This is a genomic window from Henriciella mobilis (genome assembly GCF_003576285.1).
Lineage (GTDB): Bacteria > Pseudomonadota > Alphaproteobacteria > Caulobacterales > Hyphomonadaceae > Henriciella > Henriciella mobilis.
This window is the reverse complement of record NZ_QWFX01000014.1, coordinates 167,535-182,589: the sequence shown is the minus strand read 5'-3', so window position 1 is coordinate 182,589 and position 15,055 is coordinate 167,535. Positions and strand designations below refer to the sequence as shown.

The 15,055-nt window shown below is 61.9% G+C and carries 9 protein-coding genes; 7 read left to right on the top strand and 2 right to left on the bottom strand.

The window, feature by feature from the left end; all coding sequences use genetic code 11:
- Positions 1 to 14: 14 nt before the first annotated feature.
- Both D1223_RS15300 and D1223_RS15295 read right to left on the bottom strand, forming a co-directional pair.
- Positions 15 to 1,028: a DUF4231 domain-containing protein gene (locus D1223_RS15300; protein ID WP_119377304.1), complete on the bottom strand. Its 1,014-nt coding sequence runs from the start codon at positions 1,026 to 1,028 to the stop codon at positions 15 to 17.
- A gap of 82 nt (positions 1,029 to 1,110) precedes the next feature.
- Entirely contained in the window at positions 1,111 to 2,664 is a 1,554-nt protein-coding gene (locus tag D1223_RS15295; protein WP_158588508.1) for an SUMF1/EgtB/PvdO family nonheme iron enzyme, read from the bottom strand.
- A 458-nt stretch (positions 2,665 to 3,122) separates the two neighbouring features.
- Between D1223_RS15295 and pdxR the strand changes: the two genes are divergently transcribed.
- The 7 genes from pdxR (at position 3,123) to D1223_RS15260 (ending at position 15,045) form a co-directional block, all read left to right on the top strand.
- Complete coding sequence (gene pdxR / locus D1223_RS15290; protein ID WP_147372868.1) at positions 3,123 to 4,979, top strand: MocR-like pyridoxine biosynthesis transcription factor PdxR; 1,857 nt, start codon at positions 3,123 to 3,125, stop codon at positions 4,977 to 4,979.
- A gap of 148 nt (positions 4,980 to 5,127) precedes the next feature.
- Complete coding sequence (locus D1223_RS15285) at positions 5,128 to 6,060, top strand: carbon-nitrogen hydrolase family protein (RefSeq protein ID WP_119377301.1); 933 nt, start codon at positions 5,128 to 5,130, stop codon at positions 6,058 to 6,060.
- A gap of 41 nt (positions 6,061 to 6,101) precedes the next feature.
- Positions 6,102 to 8,507, top strand: a complete 2,406-nt coding sequence (locus D1223_RS15280; protein WP_119377300.1) for a TonB-dependent receptor — start codon at positions 6,102 to 6,104, stop codon at positions 8,505 to 8,507.
- Between the two features lie 45 nt (positions 8,508 to 8,552).
- Complete coding sequence (locus tag D1223_RS15275; RefSeq protein WP_119377299.1) at positions 8,553 to 10,124, top strand: tetratricopeptide repeat-containing sulfotransferase family protein; 1,572 nt, start codon at positions 8,553 to 8,555, stop codon at positions 10,122 to 10,124.
- A complete protein-coding gene (locus D1223_RS15270; RefSeq protein WP_119377298.1) occupies positions 10,124 to 12,313 on the top strand; it encodes a serine hydrolase in 2,190 nt (729 codons plus the stop codon). The genes D1223_RS15275 and D1223_RS15270 overlap by 1 nt, the downstream gene beginning before the upstream one ends.
- Positions 12,310 to 13,512: an MFS transporter gene (locus tag D1223_RS15265; protein WP_119377297.1), complete on the top strand. Its 1,203-nt coding sequence runs from the start codon at positions 12,310 to 12,312 to the stop codon at positions 13,510 to 13,512. Before D1223_RS15270 ends, D1223_RS15265 begins: the two co-directional genes overlap by 4 nt.
- Positions 13,513 to 13,587: 75 nt before the next feature.
- Entirely contained in the window at positions 13,588 to 15,045 is a 1,458-nt protein-coding gene (locus D1223_RS15260) for an NAD-dependent succinate-semialdehyde dehydrogenase (RefSeq protein WP_119377296.1), read from the top strand.
- Positions 15,046 to 15,055 lie beyond the last annotated feature (10 nt).

Below are 15,055 nucleotides of genomic sequence, written 5' to 3'. Positions count from 1 at the left end.
GTTCGCCGGCCGGCTCAAAGGCGATAACTGATCATTTCAATTGAACGGCAGAAGTTGTCGAGTTCGTCGAGACAGATGATTTCAATATCCTCAATCAGCGAAACGAACGGCACGTCGCCGGCCTTCGCCGAGCCATCCTCCAAGTCGCGGACATAGACATCGAAGCGGACCTCCGACGGGTCATCGAGCGTGGCATTGTTGATGATGGCCACGGATGCGCCGAGGATGAACAGGGCGATCGGGACAAAGTCGATGATCGCGAGAGGCTGGGCCAGCCCTGCAATGACCAGGGACTTTGTGCCCAGCGCGATCACAGCTGCAATGGCTGCAGCAATATAGAGGAAATCCTCAACGCCCGAGAACAGGCGCTGTGCACGCTTGATGCGCTCCAGCTCCGACTGCGCAAATCGGAGCTGGTAATTGATGCGCAGACGCTGAAACGCCTGTCTCGCGAGGGCGAGGAGCTCGTCCGATGTACCGGACCCATCTTTCGTCCACCGGCAAATTCCTTTTCGGGGCGTGAACGTGAAGGCTGCCGAGGCGCCGGCATTCAGTTCTTCCTTGAGCTCGCTGAGGCTCGATTTCGTGAAGGATTCGACCGCTTGCTCCAGTTCTTCCGGGTCCCGCGCATGGGCCGCACACTGATAGGCCTGGAATTTCAGGCTTCGCACGCGCTCGGCTGCGAACCGGTTGAGCAGCCACTTCTCCTTCTGCTTCGATATGAAGATCCAGAGCTGGATCACGATGCCAAGGCTTGCGCCCAAGGCAGCAGCGAGGCTGAGCCAGAACCCGCCAGCGAACTCGAGAATGAAAATCGTTTCGACGACCGAGTAGATCGCCGCCAGCGTGATCAGTGCGATGGCCCAGCGTCCATAGGTATGGAACCGTCTCTTTGCTGTCTTCGCCCGCTCTTCGTATTCTAGGAACGCTGCGTCGAGGGCCGGATTCGTTAGCAGGCACGCAATGCTCGAAAAGGCCGGATCATTCACAAGGTCCGGGAACACGTCCCTGTTCGCAGCGATCATCATGCCTCTTCCGGACCCAAACAATGCGGAGTGTGAGTCCGTCTTCTAGCTACAATCAACTCATCCGCCAGCCTGCTCGCACATCCTAATTGGCTGTGGTTGCCGAACTGGCTACACGAAAACTGTAGGTGCCGTCTCTGGTGTCTTGCCTCGAGCGCGCGCGGTTGGCCGCGCGGTGCGTGCCTGCGTCTTCCTCCCAGGAACCACCGCGCAGCAGCCGCCTGGAGCAGTCGCCATTCGTCTGTGGGCGCCCGTCCTGCGGGATATTCGCGTAGGTGTTGATATAGCAGTCCTCGACCCATTCGCGCGCATTCCCCAGCATGCCTTTGAGCCCGAACGGGTTGGGTGCGAGAGCGCTTGCGGGCTTCGGCGCGCCGGTCGGTGCGATCGAGCGATCGAAGGACGAGCCCCACCAATAAGGCGTTGTGGTGCCGCCGCGGGCAGCATACTCCCATTCGGATTCGCTTGGCAGCCGGTAAACGCGCCCGGTTTCCTCCGACAGCCAGCGGACATAGGTTTGCGCATCGGCCCAGGAGATGCCGAGGACTGGCATGTCTTCGCCGCCATATCCGCGCTGAGATGGTGTATGCGAGCAGCCACCCGCGTCCACGCAGGCATACCACTGTGCGTGCGTGACTTCGCTTTCCCCGATCGCAAACTCGCTGAACGTGATCTCTGTCTGCGGGCCCTCATTGCCGACCCGGGCGGCTTCGTCGGGCGGGGAGCCGATTTCGAAGGCGCCGGCCGGAACGACCACCATTGTCGGGCAGGTCTCGCAATCGGCAAAGCGCGACGGGCCGGCGGCTTGGGGTTCTGCTTCAGCAGCGGGCACGTCGGTGGATGTCCCGAACAGGTTCGCATAGGCGAAATAGCCGCCGACGATCACTGCAGCGAGGCCGGCAACAGAGCCGATCAGCAAGCCTGGACTGCCGCTCTTCTTCATCTCGCTAACAGACGCCGCTGGCGATGCGGTGACCTGTTCGGCGGCAGGCGGCTCACCTGGTGGTGACGTATCCGCGTCCCCGGCTGTCGAGGCAGTTGCCGCGGCAGCGGGCGCCGAAAGGGCCTTCAGACGGTTGCGGGCCAGGTCGGAGAAATGGCCGTCCGGATAGCGCTTCAGATAGGCCTCGAAATCGGCTGCGTCGTCGCCTCCCTGGATCGAGTTCCAGAATGTCGTCTCCATCGTCGCATCGGTGTCCGGCGTCGCCGTGGGGCTTGGCGCGGGCGCAGTGGCTGTCTTGCTCGCACCACTGTCCACCGCGCTTCGTATGTCGGCGACGAACGTCTTCCATCGGGGATCCTCGCGGTCGCCGGACCAGTTGATCAGGTCCGCTGACTGAGTCAGCTCGAACATGATCGGACGGTCGGCATCATCAATCATCGCCGGTACCAGGACGGAGCTTCTCTGGCCCAGCGTCGCTTCGGCGCGCACCCATTTCGACTGCACGGACACGTTTGACCACAACACAACGACGACGGATGAATCGCGCAACATGCTCTCGGTGACCTCGTCATAGGTCTGCCCGGCCTTGAGCACCTTGTCCCACCAGACGGAAAAGCCCTCCGCTTCGAGCGCCTTTGCGATCACCTCAGCCCGGTCGCGATCGGCCCGGCTGTAGGACAAGAAAAGATCCGCCATGTTCTCCTCCCCCTTGGGGGTGCACAAGGATGTTCGCGCTTCCCCGGCGTTCATCTTACACAGTGTTAAGTTTTGGCAAACTTATATCGGGCGGAGGTGGCGTCGAGTGCGACCGGCCAATTGTGTTGGCCAGAGCGAATATGTTGCGAAGGTGTGGTCAAAAACCCGAACGACCAAGCGGTTAGGGCCGGCGCGGCCGGAGCTGCTGGAAGACGGATCCGCATTATACGGCCAACACCCTCGCAACTGTTCTACTGACGGGTTGCGCTCAAACACGGCAATCGGCCCCTGACCGTCACATTTCGCCTGAAATCGAAATGGCCGGGTGCCGGAAGCTGGGGGATGCTTCAGACAGCATCTCACCCGGCTGACCGCACCGCACAGGACCACCCGGTTTGCTCTGGCGGGTGAAAGTCGCAGTTGACGCGTGTCGCCCGCTCAGCGTGTATCCCGGGATCATGTCACGCCAACCTGCTCCTGCAACCATGGACGCTGAAGCGCTTGCGCCGCTGTGCAAGCTGGACAGGCACGATGATCTCTCCCTTCAGGACCAGATACGGCGCGCGGTCGTTGGCGCGATCAATTCGGGCATATTGCCGGCCGGTACCCGTCTGCCGTCCTCCAGAAAGCTTGCGGACAGTCTCGGCGTTTCCCGGAACACGACCCTGATTGCCTATCAGAAACTCATTGCCGATGGGCACCTGGAGTCGCGCCAGCGCAGCGGCGTGTTTGTCGCCTCGGCGGGCCATCCAGTGAGCGATCTTGGCATGCAGGTGATTTCACCCCGGCGCAGCACGACCGCTGCCGCAGCCATTCGGCAGATAGACCTGGCCGGCCAGAGGGGCAGGGAGTTCAGTTTTCCGCCCGACTGGCAGTCGTTTCGATACCCGTTCCTGGAAGGCTGCTACGACCGGTCGCTTTTTCCCATCGTGGAGTGGCGCGAAGCCAGCCGGCTGGCGCTCGCGGCCCAGGAAGTCGCGACCTGGTCGATCGGGTCGGGTGAGGCCGATGACCCCTACCTAGTGGACGAGATCCGCAGCAAACTGCTGCCCAGGCGCGGCATCGCCGCGAGGCCCGATGAGATCCTCATCACGGCTGGCGAGCAGCAGGCGCTCCACCTGGCCATGTCCGTCCTGGCGTCGTCGGGAACCGTGGTTGGTATGGAAGAGCCCGGCCTTCCCGAGATGCGCACGCTGATCGAGCAGCGCGGCAGCCGGCGGGTCAGCCTGCCGGTGGATGATGATGGCCTCATTGTCGATGAAAGCCTGTCGGAATGCGATGTTGTGCATGTAACGCCAAGCCGGCAGCGACCCACGGCGGTCACCCTCTCGCGCGCTCGTCGTGAGGCCTTGCTGGCGCAGGCATCAAGAGACGATTTCGTCATCATCGAGGACGATTTCGAGTGTGAGCTCAACTATCTCGTCGACCCGCTTCCTGCGCTGAAGGGCATGGATGAGACCAACCGGGTCGTCTACGTGGCAAGCCTTTCGAAAGTGCTCGAACCCGGCGTGGGGCTCGGCTTCATGGTGGCGCCGCCAGAATTCATCGCCGCTGCCCGGCACCTTCGCAGTATAGCCTCGGGCCGTCCGTCCCCGAACAATCAGCGTGCGGCGGCATTCTTCTTGTCGCTTGGGCACTATGACGCCATGCTTCGGCGTCTGAGCGCCGTTTTCGAAGAGCGGCTGATTGCGCTGCGGGATGCGCTCAATCATTACCGGCCGCTATCCATCGCGGTCGCCCCGGTGCGGGGCGGCACGACGCTGTGGATCCGGGCGGACTCGGAATTGTCGACACGCCAGCTGATCCGGCAGGCGCAGTCGCGCGGCGTGCTGATTGAGCCTGTGGAGGACTACTACACCTCAGGTGCGGCGCCGACCAACGTCTTCCGCCTGGGCGTCACCAGCTTGCCGGCCAAGCGTATTCGCGACGGCATCGCCGCACTGTCCGACGCAATGCTGGCGACAACAGGTCCTGAGGGCGAGCAGGAGCGGCACCTCCAGGTTCTCGCGGACGAAGACATGCAGGCCCGTCTCAGCGGGCTCACGCTGCACTATCGCACGGTTTATGGCGAGCCGTGCACCATCCGCCTCAACCCCGATGGCACCATGCAGGGGCGGGCCGGCTCAGCCGGTGAAGACTTCGATCAAGGCCGGTGGTGGACGGAAGACGGAAAATGGTTTCGGCAGTGGGAACGATGGGCCTTTGGCGAAACGCTAAGCTTCTACGTCGCGATCGATGACCACCAGATTTTCTGGCTCGATAGCGACCGCATCGTGCGCGATACTGCGGTCATCATTGAGCCGTCCGACGAATAGGCCGGTCTCGGCGCGGGCGGAGACCAGACCCGATCTGGCCGCAAGGATTGGCCGCATCTGGCTCTAAATCATCTGTCATCGTGCCGTCATGCTTGAATCTGAGCCGGGTGAGTGTCCCGGCAGAAGATGAGGCGAGGCGACACGGGATATGGGACGACTAGGACTGGCAGCCCTGCAGATCGACGCTGATGCGAGCGATAATTTCGATCTCGTCGAAAAAGAAATCCGTGCCGTGATCAAACGCTTCCCATGGGTCCAGCTCGTCACTTTCGGCGAGTTGATCGTGCATGGTCCTTCAGTCAAGAAAGCCGAACCGGCGGGCGGGCCGGCCGAACTGCGTTTCCAGTCCCTCGCAAGGGAGCTCGATATCTGGCTCGTGCCAGGATCGATCTACGAGGCGCGCGACGGGAAGGTCTTCAATATGACGCCTGTCATCGCGCCGGATGGGGCGATTGTCAGCCGGTACGACAAGATGTTCCCGTTCCGCCCTTACGAAGCATCTGTTGCATGCGGATCCGCCTATCGAGTGGTGGACATTCCAGGTGTTGGACGGATCGGGATTGTCATCTGTTACGACATCTGGTTCCCGGAGGTCATCCGGACACTGAGCGCCATGGGGGCAGAGGTGATCCTGGCGCCGACGCTGACCAATACGATCGACCGCGACGTGGAGATATCCATTGCCCGCGCCAATGCAGCGATCTCGCAAAGCTACATCGTGGCTGTGAACGGGGCCGGAAAGCTAGGCAACGGCCGCTCCGTCGTGTTCGGCCCTGGCGGCGAACTGATCTACGAAGCCGGCACAGGGCGCGATGTCATCGCCCTCGAGCTGGATCTCGGGCAGGTCCGGCAGGTTCGAGAGCGTGGCTGGCACGGTCTTGGCCAGGTCATGAAGAGTTTCCGCGACAGCACCGTCGCGTTTCCATTTCACGCCTCCGTTGCAGAGCGCCAGGACGCGCTCTCAAGCCTCGGCCCGCTTGCCGTTCCGGGTCGAGCGTCATCAGCGGCGCAAGGCGCGCCGTCTCCATCCAGGACCAATGACATTCGCCCGCAGGCAAATCGCCGCGGCGGGCAGGACTAACCAGACGATCATCATCAGTATACGAAAGAGGGGATTTAGACATGAGCAGAGTTTCAAGACATTCCGGCAGGATTCAGATCTTCTCGGCCTTGCTGGCAGGGACCGCACTGGCGACACCGGCCTTTTTCGCTGCTGCCGCGCAGGATGCCGACGATGGTACCGCCGTGGAAACGGTCAGCCGGCAGAAGACGGTCACCGTGACGGCCACCCGGCGCAGTGAGTCCCTGACTGACGTTCCATACAACATCTCGGCGGTATCGGGCGACGAACTCGAGGCGTCCAATATCCTGGACGAAGCTGAGCTTCTGCGGTCCGTTCCAGGTGTCGCCGTGGTCGACCGCGGCGCGCGCAATGCCGGTACGCTCAACGCGGCCCGGATTCGTGGCCTGGCTGTCGATGGCAACGCCCTCGGCGATTATGCGGTCTCGTCCGTCGCGTCGGTGTCCACTTATGTCAACGACACGCCGATTTTCGCCGGCTTCATGCTCAAGGACATTGAGCGCGTTGAAGTCCTGCGTGGCCCTCAAGGCACGCTCTATGGATCGGGCTCACTTGGTGGCACGGTCAAGTACATCACCCGCGACCCCGTGCTCGGTGAGTTTGGCGGCAATGTCAGCGCGTCGCTCTCCTCCGTCGAAGGCAGCGAGGATATCGGATTCGCCTATGACGGCGTCCTCAACGTCCCGCTCGGCGACACGATGGCGGTTCGCCTCGTGGGCAGCGTGACCGACTATCCGGGCCTTGTCGATTATGTGAACGTCTATGAACTCGACGCGAACGGCATTCCTGTCGCGCCGAACGGTGTGCTTGATCCGGCGGCATCCTACCGCTCGGTAGAGGATGCGGACACGGTCGAGCAGTGGATGGGCCGTGCCACTTTGCTCTGGGAGCCGTCCTCTGCGGCCCGGGTCAAACTGGTGCACACACGCCAGTCGGATGATATCGGTGGGCGCCGTCAGGTCACCGTCGGCGAGGATGGCTTTGGTGACACCTATGGCGATTATGAGAACGGCTCGATCCAGCTCGAACCGTCGTCCCGGGATGTCAATTCAACCTCGCTCGAAGCTGAATTCGATGTCGGGTTCGCGACGCTAACCTCGTCGACATCGCACTACGACCACAGCGGCGACAGCGTGTCGGAGAATACCGGCTTCTATGCACAAGCCGGCTTCCTGGGTTTCTACTACAACTATCCGCGCCCAATGGCGTCGGCCGTGCGCACCTATGCCGATGAAGCCTTCGTCCAGGAAGTGCGCCTCGTCACAGATGGCAATGATACGTTCGACTATGTGGTCGGCGGTTTCTATCGCAAGCAGCAGCTTCAATCGACGCAGGAAAGCTATCTTCGCGGCTTCAAGAACTGGTGGGATGCCTTCCTGCCGGGAGCGGCCGCTGCGGTAACCGGTGACCAGGATTTCGCCTATCGCCGGACGGAGAACTTCGAAGAACTGGCCGCCTTCGGCGAGCTGACCTGGCACGCAACGCCTGACTTCGACCTCACGGTTGGTGCACGCTACTTCGATAACGAGTCCGAGAACGACACCTTCATCGACCTGCCGCTATACGCCTCGTTTTCCGAGCCAACCGAAGCCTTCTTCGAATCCTCCGAGGACGACATCCTGTTCAAGGTAAATGCCTCCTGGGACTTCAACGATTATGACATGCTCTATGCGACCATTTCCGAGGGGTACCGGCGGGGTGGCTCCAATGCTGTACCGTTGACGGGCACATTCGCGGAAGATCCGCGCTGGCAGATATACACCGCGGATTCCGTGACCAATTACGAGCTCGGGATCAAAGGCCAGCGGGGCGATATCCGCTATGATGTCAGCGCCTTCCTGGTCGACTGGCAGGACCCGCAGCTGAACACCTCCACGACCAACTGGGGCTTCTTCGTGGTCCAGAACGGCGAGGAGGCCCAGACCTATGGCCTTGAAGCCTCCCTCGACGGCTATCTCAGCGACAATTGGCACTATTCGCTCGGCTATGCCTATGTGAATGCCGAGCTGACCAGCGACTTCTATGCGCCGGACCGTCCAGCACCAGCCGCGCCCATCGCGCTCGACGGGGCCATGCTTCCGGGCACGCCGGAGCACGCTCTCAACTGGGCGCTCGACTACACCACAACGGTCGGGTCGGACTGGACCTGGTTCTCGCGTGTCGATGGCTACTACCAGTCCGAAACGCGCAATGCCGTAACGACATCGCCGAGATTCAATGTTCCGCTTGATGGCTTTGCGATCTGGAACGCCACGACGACACTGTCGAATGATGCCTTCGACCTCTCGCTCTGGATCAAGAACATTGCGAACGAAGACGGTGTGACCGGCGTGTTCACAGAAGCCTATATGGGCACGGCGCCAAGCCTCGGTTACTTCGGGAACGCGAACAAGCAACTGATCGCGCTCCCGAGGACGATTGGTGCTACGGTGCGCTACAAATTCTAGCCAGGGCCGGCGTAGCGGACTTGCTCCGCTACGCCGGAAACCTTCATGCCTTCAGCCATGCTCACGGAACCAGACAAGCGCGCACTTGCCGCCATAGACAGGGCCCTCAAGCAGCGGCAGCTGGGCCAGGCCAATGAGCTGATCAAAGCAATGCTGGCATCGTCGCCGGACCAGGTGGACGGCTGGATTGCAAGGGCGCGTCTCGCGCAGATGCTGGCTGATTTCGAGGCGATGCACGCAAGCCTGGAGAAGGCGGACGAGCTGGCACCGGGCTCTCCACTCGTTGGCCTGATGAAGGCCGAAGCACTCATCCATCTTGGGCGTATCCTGGAGGCGCAAGACGCCTTGAAGAAGATGGAATTGGCTGCGTCTGACGATGCCGCATGGCTGAGCCGGCTGAGCGAGGCGTGGTCTCAATGCGGTGATTTTGCCGCCGCCGAGCGATGCGCGCGGCGGGCTGTGGCGCTCCGGCCGAACGAAACCGCCTTCCGCTTCGCCTTGTCGTCAGCCCTCGTAGCCCTCGGAAGGCTCGAAGACGCCGCCTGCGAACTCGACGCCATCATCGAACGCGACCCGGATGACTTTGATGCCTGGTACAACCGGGCGACGCTGCGCAAGCCAACCGAAGAGGACAATCACGTCGACGCCATGCGCGCGGCACTTGGATCCGGCCGCGCCAAGGGCCTGGGCCGTGTGCAGCTCAACTATGCGCTTGCCCACGAGCTGGAGGCGCTCGGCCGGTATGCCGAAAGTTTCGCGGCCCTTCAGTCCGGGGCGGCCGCGCGCCGTGCCGGAATGGCCTACAAGGTTGAGCGTGACGTTCAGCGCATGCAGCAGATTGAAACCGTCTTCGACGCGGACTTTCTGCAGGAAGGTCCACAAGGGGACACTTCGGAAGGGCCGGTCTTCATTCTCGGCCTGCCGCGCAGTGGCTCCACGCTTGTCGATCGTATTCTGAGCGCCCATGCAGAGGTCGAGAGCCTCGGTGAGCTGACCGATTTTCCCATGGCGCTGACAGCGCTTTGCCGGCAGGGCTTTCCAGGAGAAGACCTTGTGCCAGCCGCTGCAAAGCTCGACCCTGAACGGCTCGGGCAGGCCTATCTGAAGCGGATCGGAGAGCGGGCCTCGGGAAAGTGCCGGTACATGATCGACAAGGCCCCGCTCAATTACCTCTATATCGGCCTGATCGCGAAGGCCCTGCCCAATGCCCGGATCATCCATATGCGGCGTGATCCGATGGATAATGCCTTCGCGATGTACAAGACGCTGTTCCGGATGGGGTATCCATTCTCCTACGATTTCAATGATCTTGCCGCCTACATGAATGCGAAGGACCGGCTGATGCGCCATTGGAGGGCGCTGCTGCCGGGCCGCATCCTTGATATCGACTATGAGGCGGTGGTTTCAGACCTGCGGTCTGAGACCGAACGCATGCTGGACTTCCTTGGCCTGGCTTGGGACCCGGCGTGCCTGGCATTCCACGAAAACACATCACCCTCGGCAACGGCGAGCGCAGCGCAGGTCCGCCAGCCGCTTTACGCCTCGTCGGTTGGCAAGTGGCGGCGCTACGAAGAAGGGCTCAAACCCTTGAGGACGCTGCTCGGAGAGCAGACCTGATGCGGCGTGTCCTCTCCTGTCTCGTGCTTGTGATTGCCGTGATCGCCTGCGTGCAGGCGGCCGGTGCGCAGACCCTGCTGGACGAAACCTTCCAGTCCGGTGAGCTCGGAGCCTGGCGCGGAGACCCGGGGCGGGGCGATATCCAGCTGACGGAGTATGCAGGCAACTACTCGATCCGCCTTCGCCGCGACGCTTGGGCGGGCCGAACAATACAAGGCAGTATCGAAGCTGGAGAGACACTGGTCGTCTCGGCAGACTTTGCAGCCAATGGACTCGAGAAATCGGACGCCTGCCTGCTCGAATTCTCCGCAGGCGGACAGCCTTGGGTGACGATTGGCAGCGTTGGCGACGGTCAGGATGACGGCGTCACGCTGACGGGTGTGTCGGGAGACATCGCCGGGCCGCTGAGCCAGATGGCGGTCAGGGTGCGAAGCGGTGGGAATGCCATCAACGACACCTGCTGGGCCGACAATATCCGGGCGGTCAGGCAGGTGCCCTTACCCTCCGACGCTGATGCGCGCGCCGCCCTCGATCAAATTCTGGATGGAGAAGGGACGCCGTCCAGTCTTCTTCCGATGAGCGTATTTGAGCCAGTTGCGGAAGCGGGCGAGCCCGCAGAATCCATGCAGGGCAGGCTGACGCTCAGCCCGGACGCGCAATCGGTGCAGGCAAACGTCCTGGCTGACCGCTTCGGCTATGCAGATGAATTGGCACCGCAGCGTGAGCTGCCCGAGATAAGCATCGATTTCGTCACGTCTCGAGGCCACCTCATTCCGGCAAAACGTCATCTGGTCCTTACCGGCAATCCTCACTGGGACCTGATTATGACCACCGGCCGTGTCTGGAGCTTGCCTGGCCAGCAGGGCGACCTGCGCGCGGTGCTGCCGTTTGCGCTTGTCGAAAAGAATGCAAATTGCGTCCATAATGGTCTGATTGTTCTCGATATTCTGGGTGATGGCTCCACCTCGCCGGCCTTTTGGCAGGTCGCGTCCGAGACCTGCGCCTATTTTCAGTTCGACGCATGGGGGCTCATGGAGGCTGGGTTTGAAGCAGCTGACGTCGAAAACGCCGCCACCATCGTCGAACGCCATGAGCGGGAGCTGGCCAGCCGGCTTCCTATTCGCGCTATACAAGACCTGGCGCGGGACTTTCCCGGAATAGACGCGAGCGCATTCGGCGCTGCAGGCGACGTCGATCCCGAAGACATGACGCTCTTCGGGCTGACGGTCGAAGGCCATCACTATGCGAGCGAGTGCGGCACGCGGGCGGGGCCGATGCCGCTTTGTGATGAGCTGGTCATTCCGTCCTATTCCTTCGCGAAATCGATGTTTGCCGGCCTCGGCATGATGCGGCTGGAGCAACTCCATCCGGGTGCCATGGACGCGCTGGTTGTCGACTATGTGCCCGCTTGTGCGGAGCAAGGTTCCTGGAACGATGTCACCTTTGCCGATGCGCTCAACATGGCGACGGGGCATTACGGGTCGGCCGCTCCTGACGCTGATGAAGATGCGTCGGTCGACCAGGAATTCTTTGTGACGACCTCTCACGCGCGCAAGCTTGCGCTCGCCTGCGGGCAGTTCCCGCGCCGGACAGCGCCGGGCAAGACATTCGTCTATCACACCTCCGACACCTATCTGCTCGGCACGGCCATGCAGGCCTTCCTTCGCGCGAAAAAGGGGGCGGAGGCGGATATCTACAGGGACCTGCTCGTCGAGCCGCTCTGGCGCCGGCTCGGTCTCTCGCAAGTGCTCGATGAGACGCGGCGTTCCGGGCCGTCCGCCGATTCTCAACCGTTCACCGGCTGGGGCCTGTTCATGCAGCGCGGCGACCTGGCGAAGCTTCTCGTATTTCTCGGCGGCGCCGATGGGGAGATCGACGGTGAGCAGGTCGTCGCGAAAAGGCCGCTCAGACAGGCCCTTCAGAAGGAGGGAGAGGGTGACGGTCTGCCCGCTGCAGAGGCGCCACTCTTCTACAGGAACGGCTTCTGGGCGTTCGATATTCAGGCCTATGGGAGCTGCGATTCTCCAACGCGCATTCCATTCATGTCTGGCTTCGGCGGGCTCGTCGCCGCGATCATTCCGAACGGTGTGACCTACTACTATGTCAGCGATGGCGGCGCGTATCGCTGGGCGGGTGCCGCGCTTGAAACCGGCAAGATTTCAAACTTCTGCAAGGGAGGGCGCCCATGAGCGACACCTCGATACCGCATGCACGTGCCTCGCTTCGCGTTGACCCGGATGGCTGGACGGCGGCCATTATCCTGGCCTTTCTCGCAACGGCTGGCCTCTTTTACGTCAACATCATGGCGGCCATTGTCGACGGCCTGGTGGCTGGCCTCGGCCTGTCCGAAGGCCAAGCTGGTCAGATCGGTTCTATCAACATCTATGGCGCAGCGGCCGGCGCGCTTTTGGCAACAGCAACTGTGCGCAGGATGCCTTGGAGAGTGACCTGCATCAGTTGCCTGGTCGCCCTGATTGCCATCGACCTCGGTTCGATCGCCATCGACAGTTTTTCGGCGCTGTTTGCCGCAAGAGCCGTTCATGGCTTCATCGGGGGGCTTCTGACCGGAACCGCGTTTGCCCTCATCGCGCGCACGGCCAAGTCTGACCGGACATTCGGTATGCTGCTCTTCGTTCAATTCGGACTTGGAGGGCTTGGTGTCATGTTGCTGCCCCCGCTTGCACCGCTCTACGGGACCAGCGCGCTCTTTCTCTCGCTCGCCGCCTTCAGCCTTGCGACGCTGCTGATGCTGCCGTTTCTGTCGGCGCATCCGGCGACGGCAAGAGACCCTGAAAGCGCTGAGGAGGCGCCGCCGATGCAGTGGCGCCCGCTGATAATGACATTGCTTGCGATCTTCGTCTTCCAGGCCGCGAACATGGGATTGCTGGCCTATATCATCCGTCTTGGAATTGGGTACGGTCTTGAGCGCGAATATGTCTCAATGGCGCTCGGCCTGGCGACATGGGTCGCCCTGCTGGGGCCGGCACTCGTTATGATCTGCGGCCTGAAATTCGGGCGGTTCTGGCTGCTCTTTGCCTCCATGATCCTCACGCTTTTCGGCACGGCGGTTTTTCACTGGAGCGCCAGCCCAGCCGCCTACATGATCGCCAATTGCGGGACAGGGATCACCTGGGGCTTCGTTGTCGCCTATCTTCTCGGCATGACCGCGGAGTTCGACAAGGCCGGCCGGGCGTCGGCTTTTGGCGGGTTCATATCGAAGATGGGGCTGGCCTCAGGTCCTCTCATCGCGGGTTGGATTCTCGGCGCTGGTCTGGGCCTGTCGACGCTGATCAATACAGCGCTCGCCGGCCTGGCGCTAAGCATGGTCATCATGCTCTTTCCGGCCCGGCATCTGGACAGCCATCGCGATCGCGTTCTGGCGCAATAAACACCGCCCAACTGGTACTATTGCCCATAAAGCCAGCGGCTAGTCTGGCCTCATCGATAGTTGAGGGGTTCAGAAATGCCAGGCATCGGTTTCGACTGCCCGACAAAGGCTTTCATCGCGGGCGAATGGCGCCCGGCTGAGACCGGACAGGTCTTTGATGTGAGAGATCCGGCCACTGGAGATGTGATTGCACGGGTTGCCGATTGCAGCGCAGCGGATGCGCAAGCCGCTGTCGACGCAGCGCATGAAGCACAGTCACAGTGGGCTTCAAAACCGGCAGGCGAGCGCTCGGTCATCCTGCGCAAGTGGCGCGACCTCATGGTCGAGGAGGCTGACCGGCTAGCCCGCATCCTGACGCTAGAAAACGGCAAACCCCTGACCGAAGCGCGCGGTGAGATCCTCTACGGTGCGTCCTATTTTGAATGGTTCGCTGAAGAGGCCAAGCGGATTTATGGAGAGACAATCCCGTCTCCGGCGGCGGACAAGCGTATCCTCGTGATCCGTCAGCCCGTCGGCGTCTGCGCCGCGATCACGCCCTGGAACTTCCCGAATGCCATGCTGGCGAGAAAGGTTGCTGCGGCTCTGGCGGCTGGCTGCACAATGGTTGCCAAGCCCGCAGAGGATACGCCGCTTTCTGCGCTCGCCATGGCGGCGCTTGGCGAACGGGCCGGATTGCCGGCTGGCGTGTTCAACGTTGTTCCGACCACCGCGCCCGCCGACATCGGTGAAGTGCTCACAACAAGTGACAGGGTCAGGAAAGTGACCTTCACGGGGTCCACGAATACCGGCCGCACTCTGATGCGCCAGTCGACCGGCACGATCAAAAAGGTCTCCATGGAGCTTGGCGGGAACGCGCCGTTCATCGTGTTCGAAGATGCTGACCTGGAGAAGGCGGCAGACGGGCTGATGGCCTCGAAGTTTCGCAATGCCGGTCAGACCTGTGTCTGCGCCAATCGTGTCTTCGTGCACGCCTCTGTCATGGACCGGTTCGCCGGGATTGTCCGCAGCAAGGTGGCCGCGCTCAAGATCGCGCCCGGCCTGGAAGAGGGCGCGCAGATCGGGCCGCTGATCAACAGCCAGGCGGTGAGAAAGGTTGAGGCGCTCGTCAATTCCGCGGCTGAAGCCGGGGCCAGCATTGTGCAAGGCGGAACGCGCCACGAGGCCGGCGAGCTGTTCTACGCGCCGACAGTCCTCTCCAACGTAAGTCATGACATGGAGATCGCCCGCGAAGAAATCTTCGGGCCGGTTGTGCCGCTGATTTCTTTCGAGACGGAAAGCGACGTCATCGCAGCGGCGAACGACACCGTTTACGGGCTTGCAGCCTACGCCTTCACGAATGACCTCGGCCGGGCCTTCCGCGTTTCGGAAGGGCTCGAATACGGCATGGTCGCCATCAATGACGGCGCGCTGTCGAATGCGGCGGCGCCCTTTGGCGGCGTGAAGCAATCCGGCCTCGGCCGTGAGGGCTCGAGCCACGGCCTCGATGACTATCTTGAACTCAAATACATCCTGCTAGGAGGGCTGGGCGGCTGAGCCCGGCGAT

Excerpts from the sequence above, each read along its gene's own strand:
- D1223_RS15300 (WP_119377304.1), bottom strand. The coding sequence starts at position 1,028 with ATGATGATCGCTGCGAACAGGGACGTGTTCCCGGACCTTGTGAATGAT.
- D1223_RS15295 (WP_158588508.1), bottom strand. The coding sequence starts at position 2,664 with ATGGCGGATCTTTTCTTGTCCTACAGCCGGGCCGATCGCGACCGGGCT.
- pdxR (WP_147372868.1), top strand. The coding sequence starts at position 3,123 with ATGTCACGCCAACCTGCTCCTGCAACCATGGACGCTGAAGCGCTTGCG.
- D1223_RS15285 (WP_119377301.1), top strand. The coding sequence starts at position 5,128 with ATGGGACGACTAGGACTGGCAGCCCTGCAGATCGACGCTGATGCGAGC.
- D1223_RS15280 (WP_119377300.1), top strand. The coding sequence starts at position 6,102 with ATGAGCAGAGTTTCAAGACATTCCGGCAGGATTCAGATCTTCTCGGCC.
- D1223_RS15275 (WP_119377299.1), top strand. The coding sequence starts at position 8,553 with ATGCCTTCAGCCATGCTCACGGAACCAGACAAGCGCGCACTTGCCGCC.
- D1223_RS15270 (WP_119377298.1), top strand. The coding sequence starts at position 10,124 with ATGCGGCGTGTCCTCTCCTGTCTCGTGCTTGTGATTGCCGTGATCGCC.
- D1223_RS15265 (WP_119377297.1), top strand. The coding sequence starts at position 12,310 with ATGAGCGACACCTCGATACCGCATGCACGTGCCTCGCTTCGCGTTGAC.
- D1223_RS15260 (WP_119377296.1), top strand. The coding sequence starts at position 13,588 with ATGCCAGGCATCGGTTTCGACTGCCCGACAAAGGCTTTCATCGCGGGC.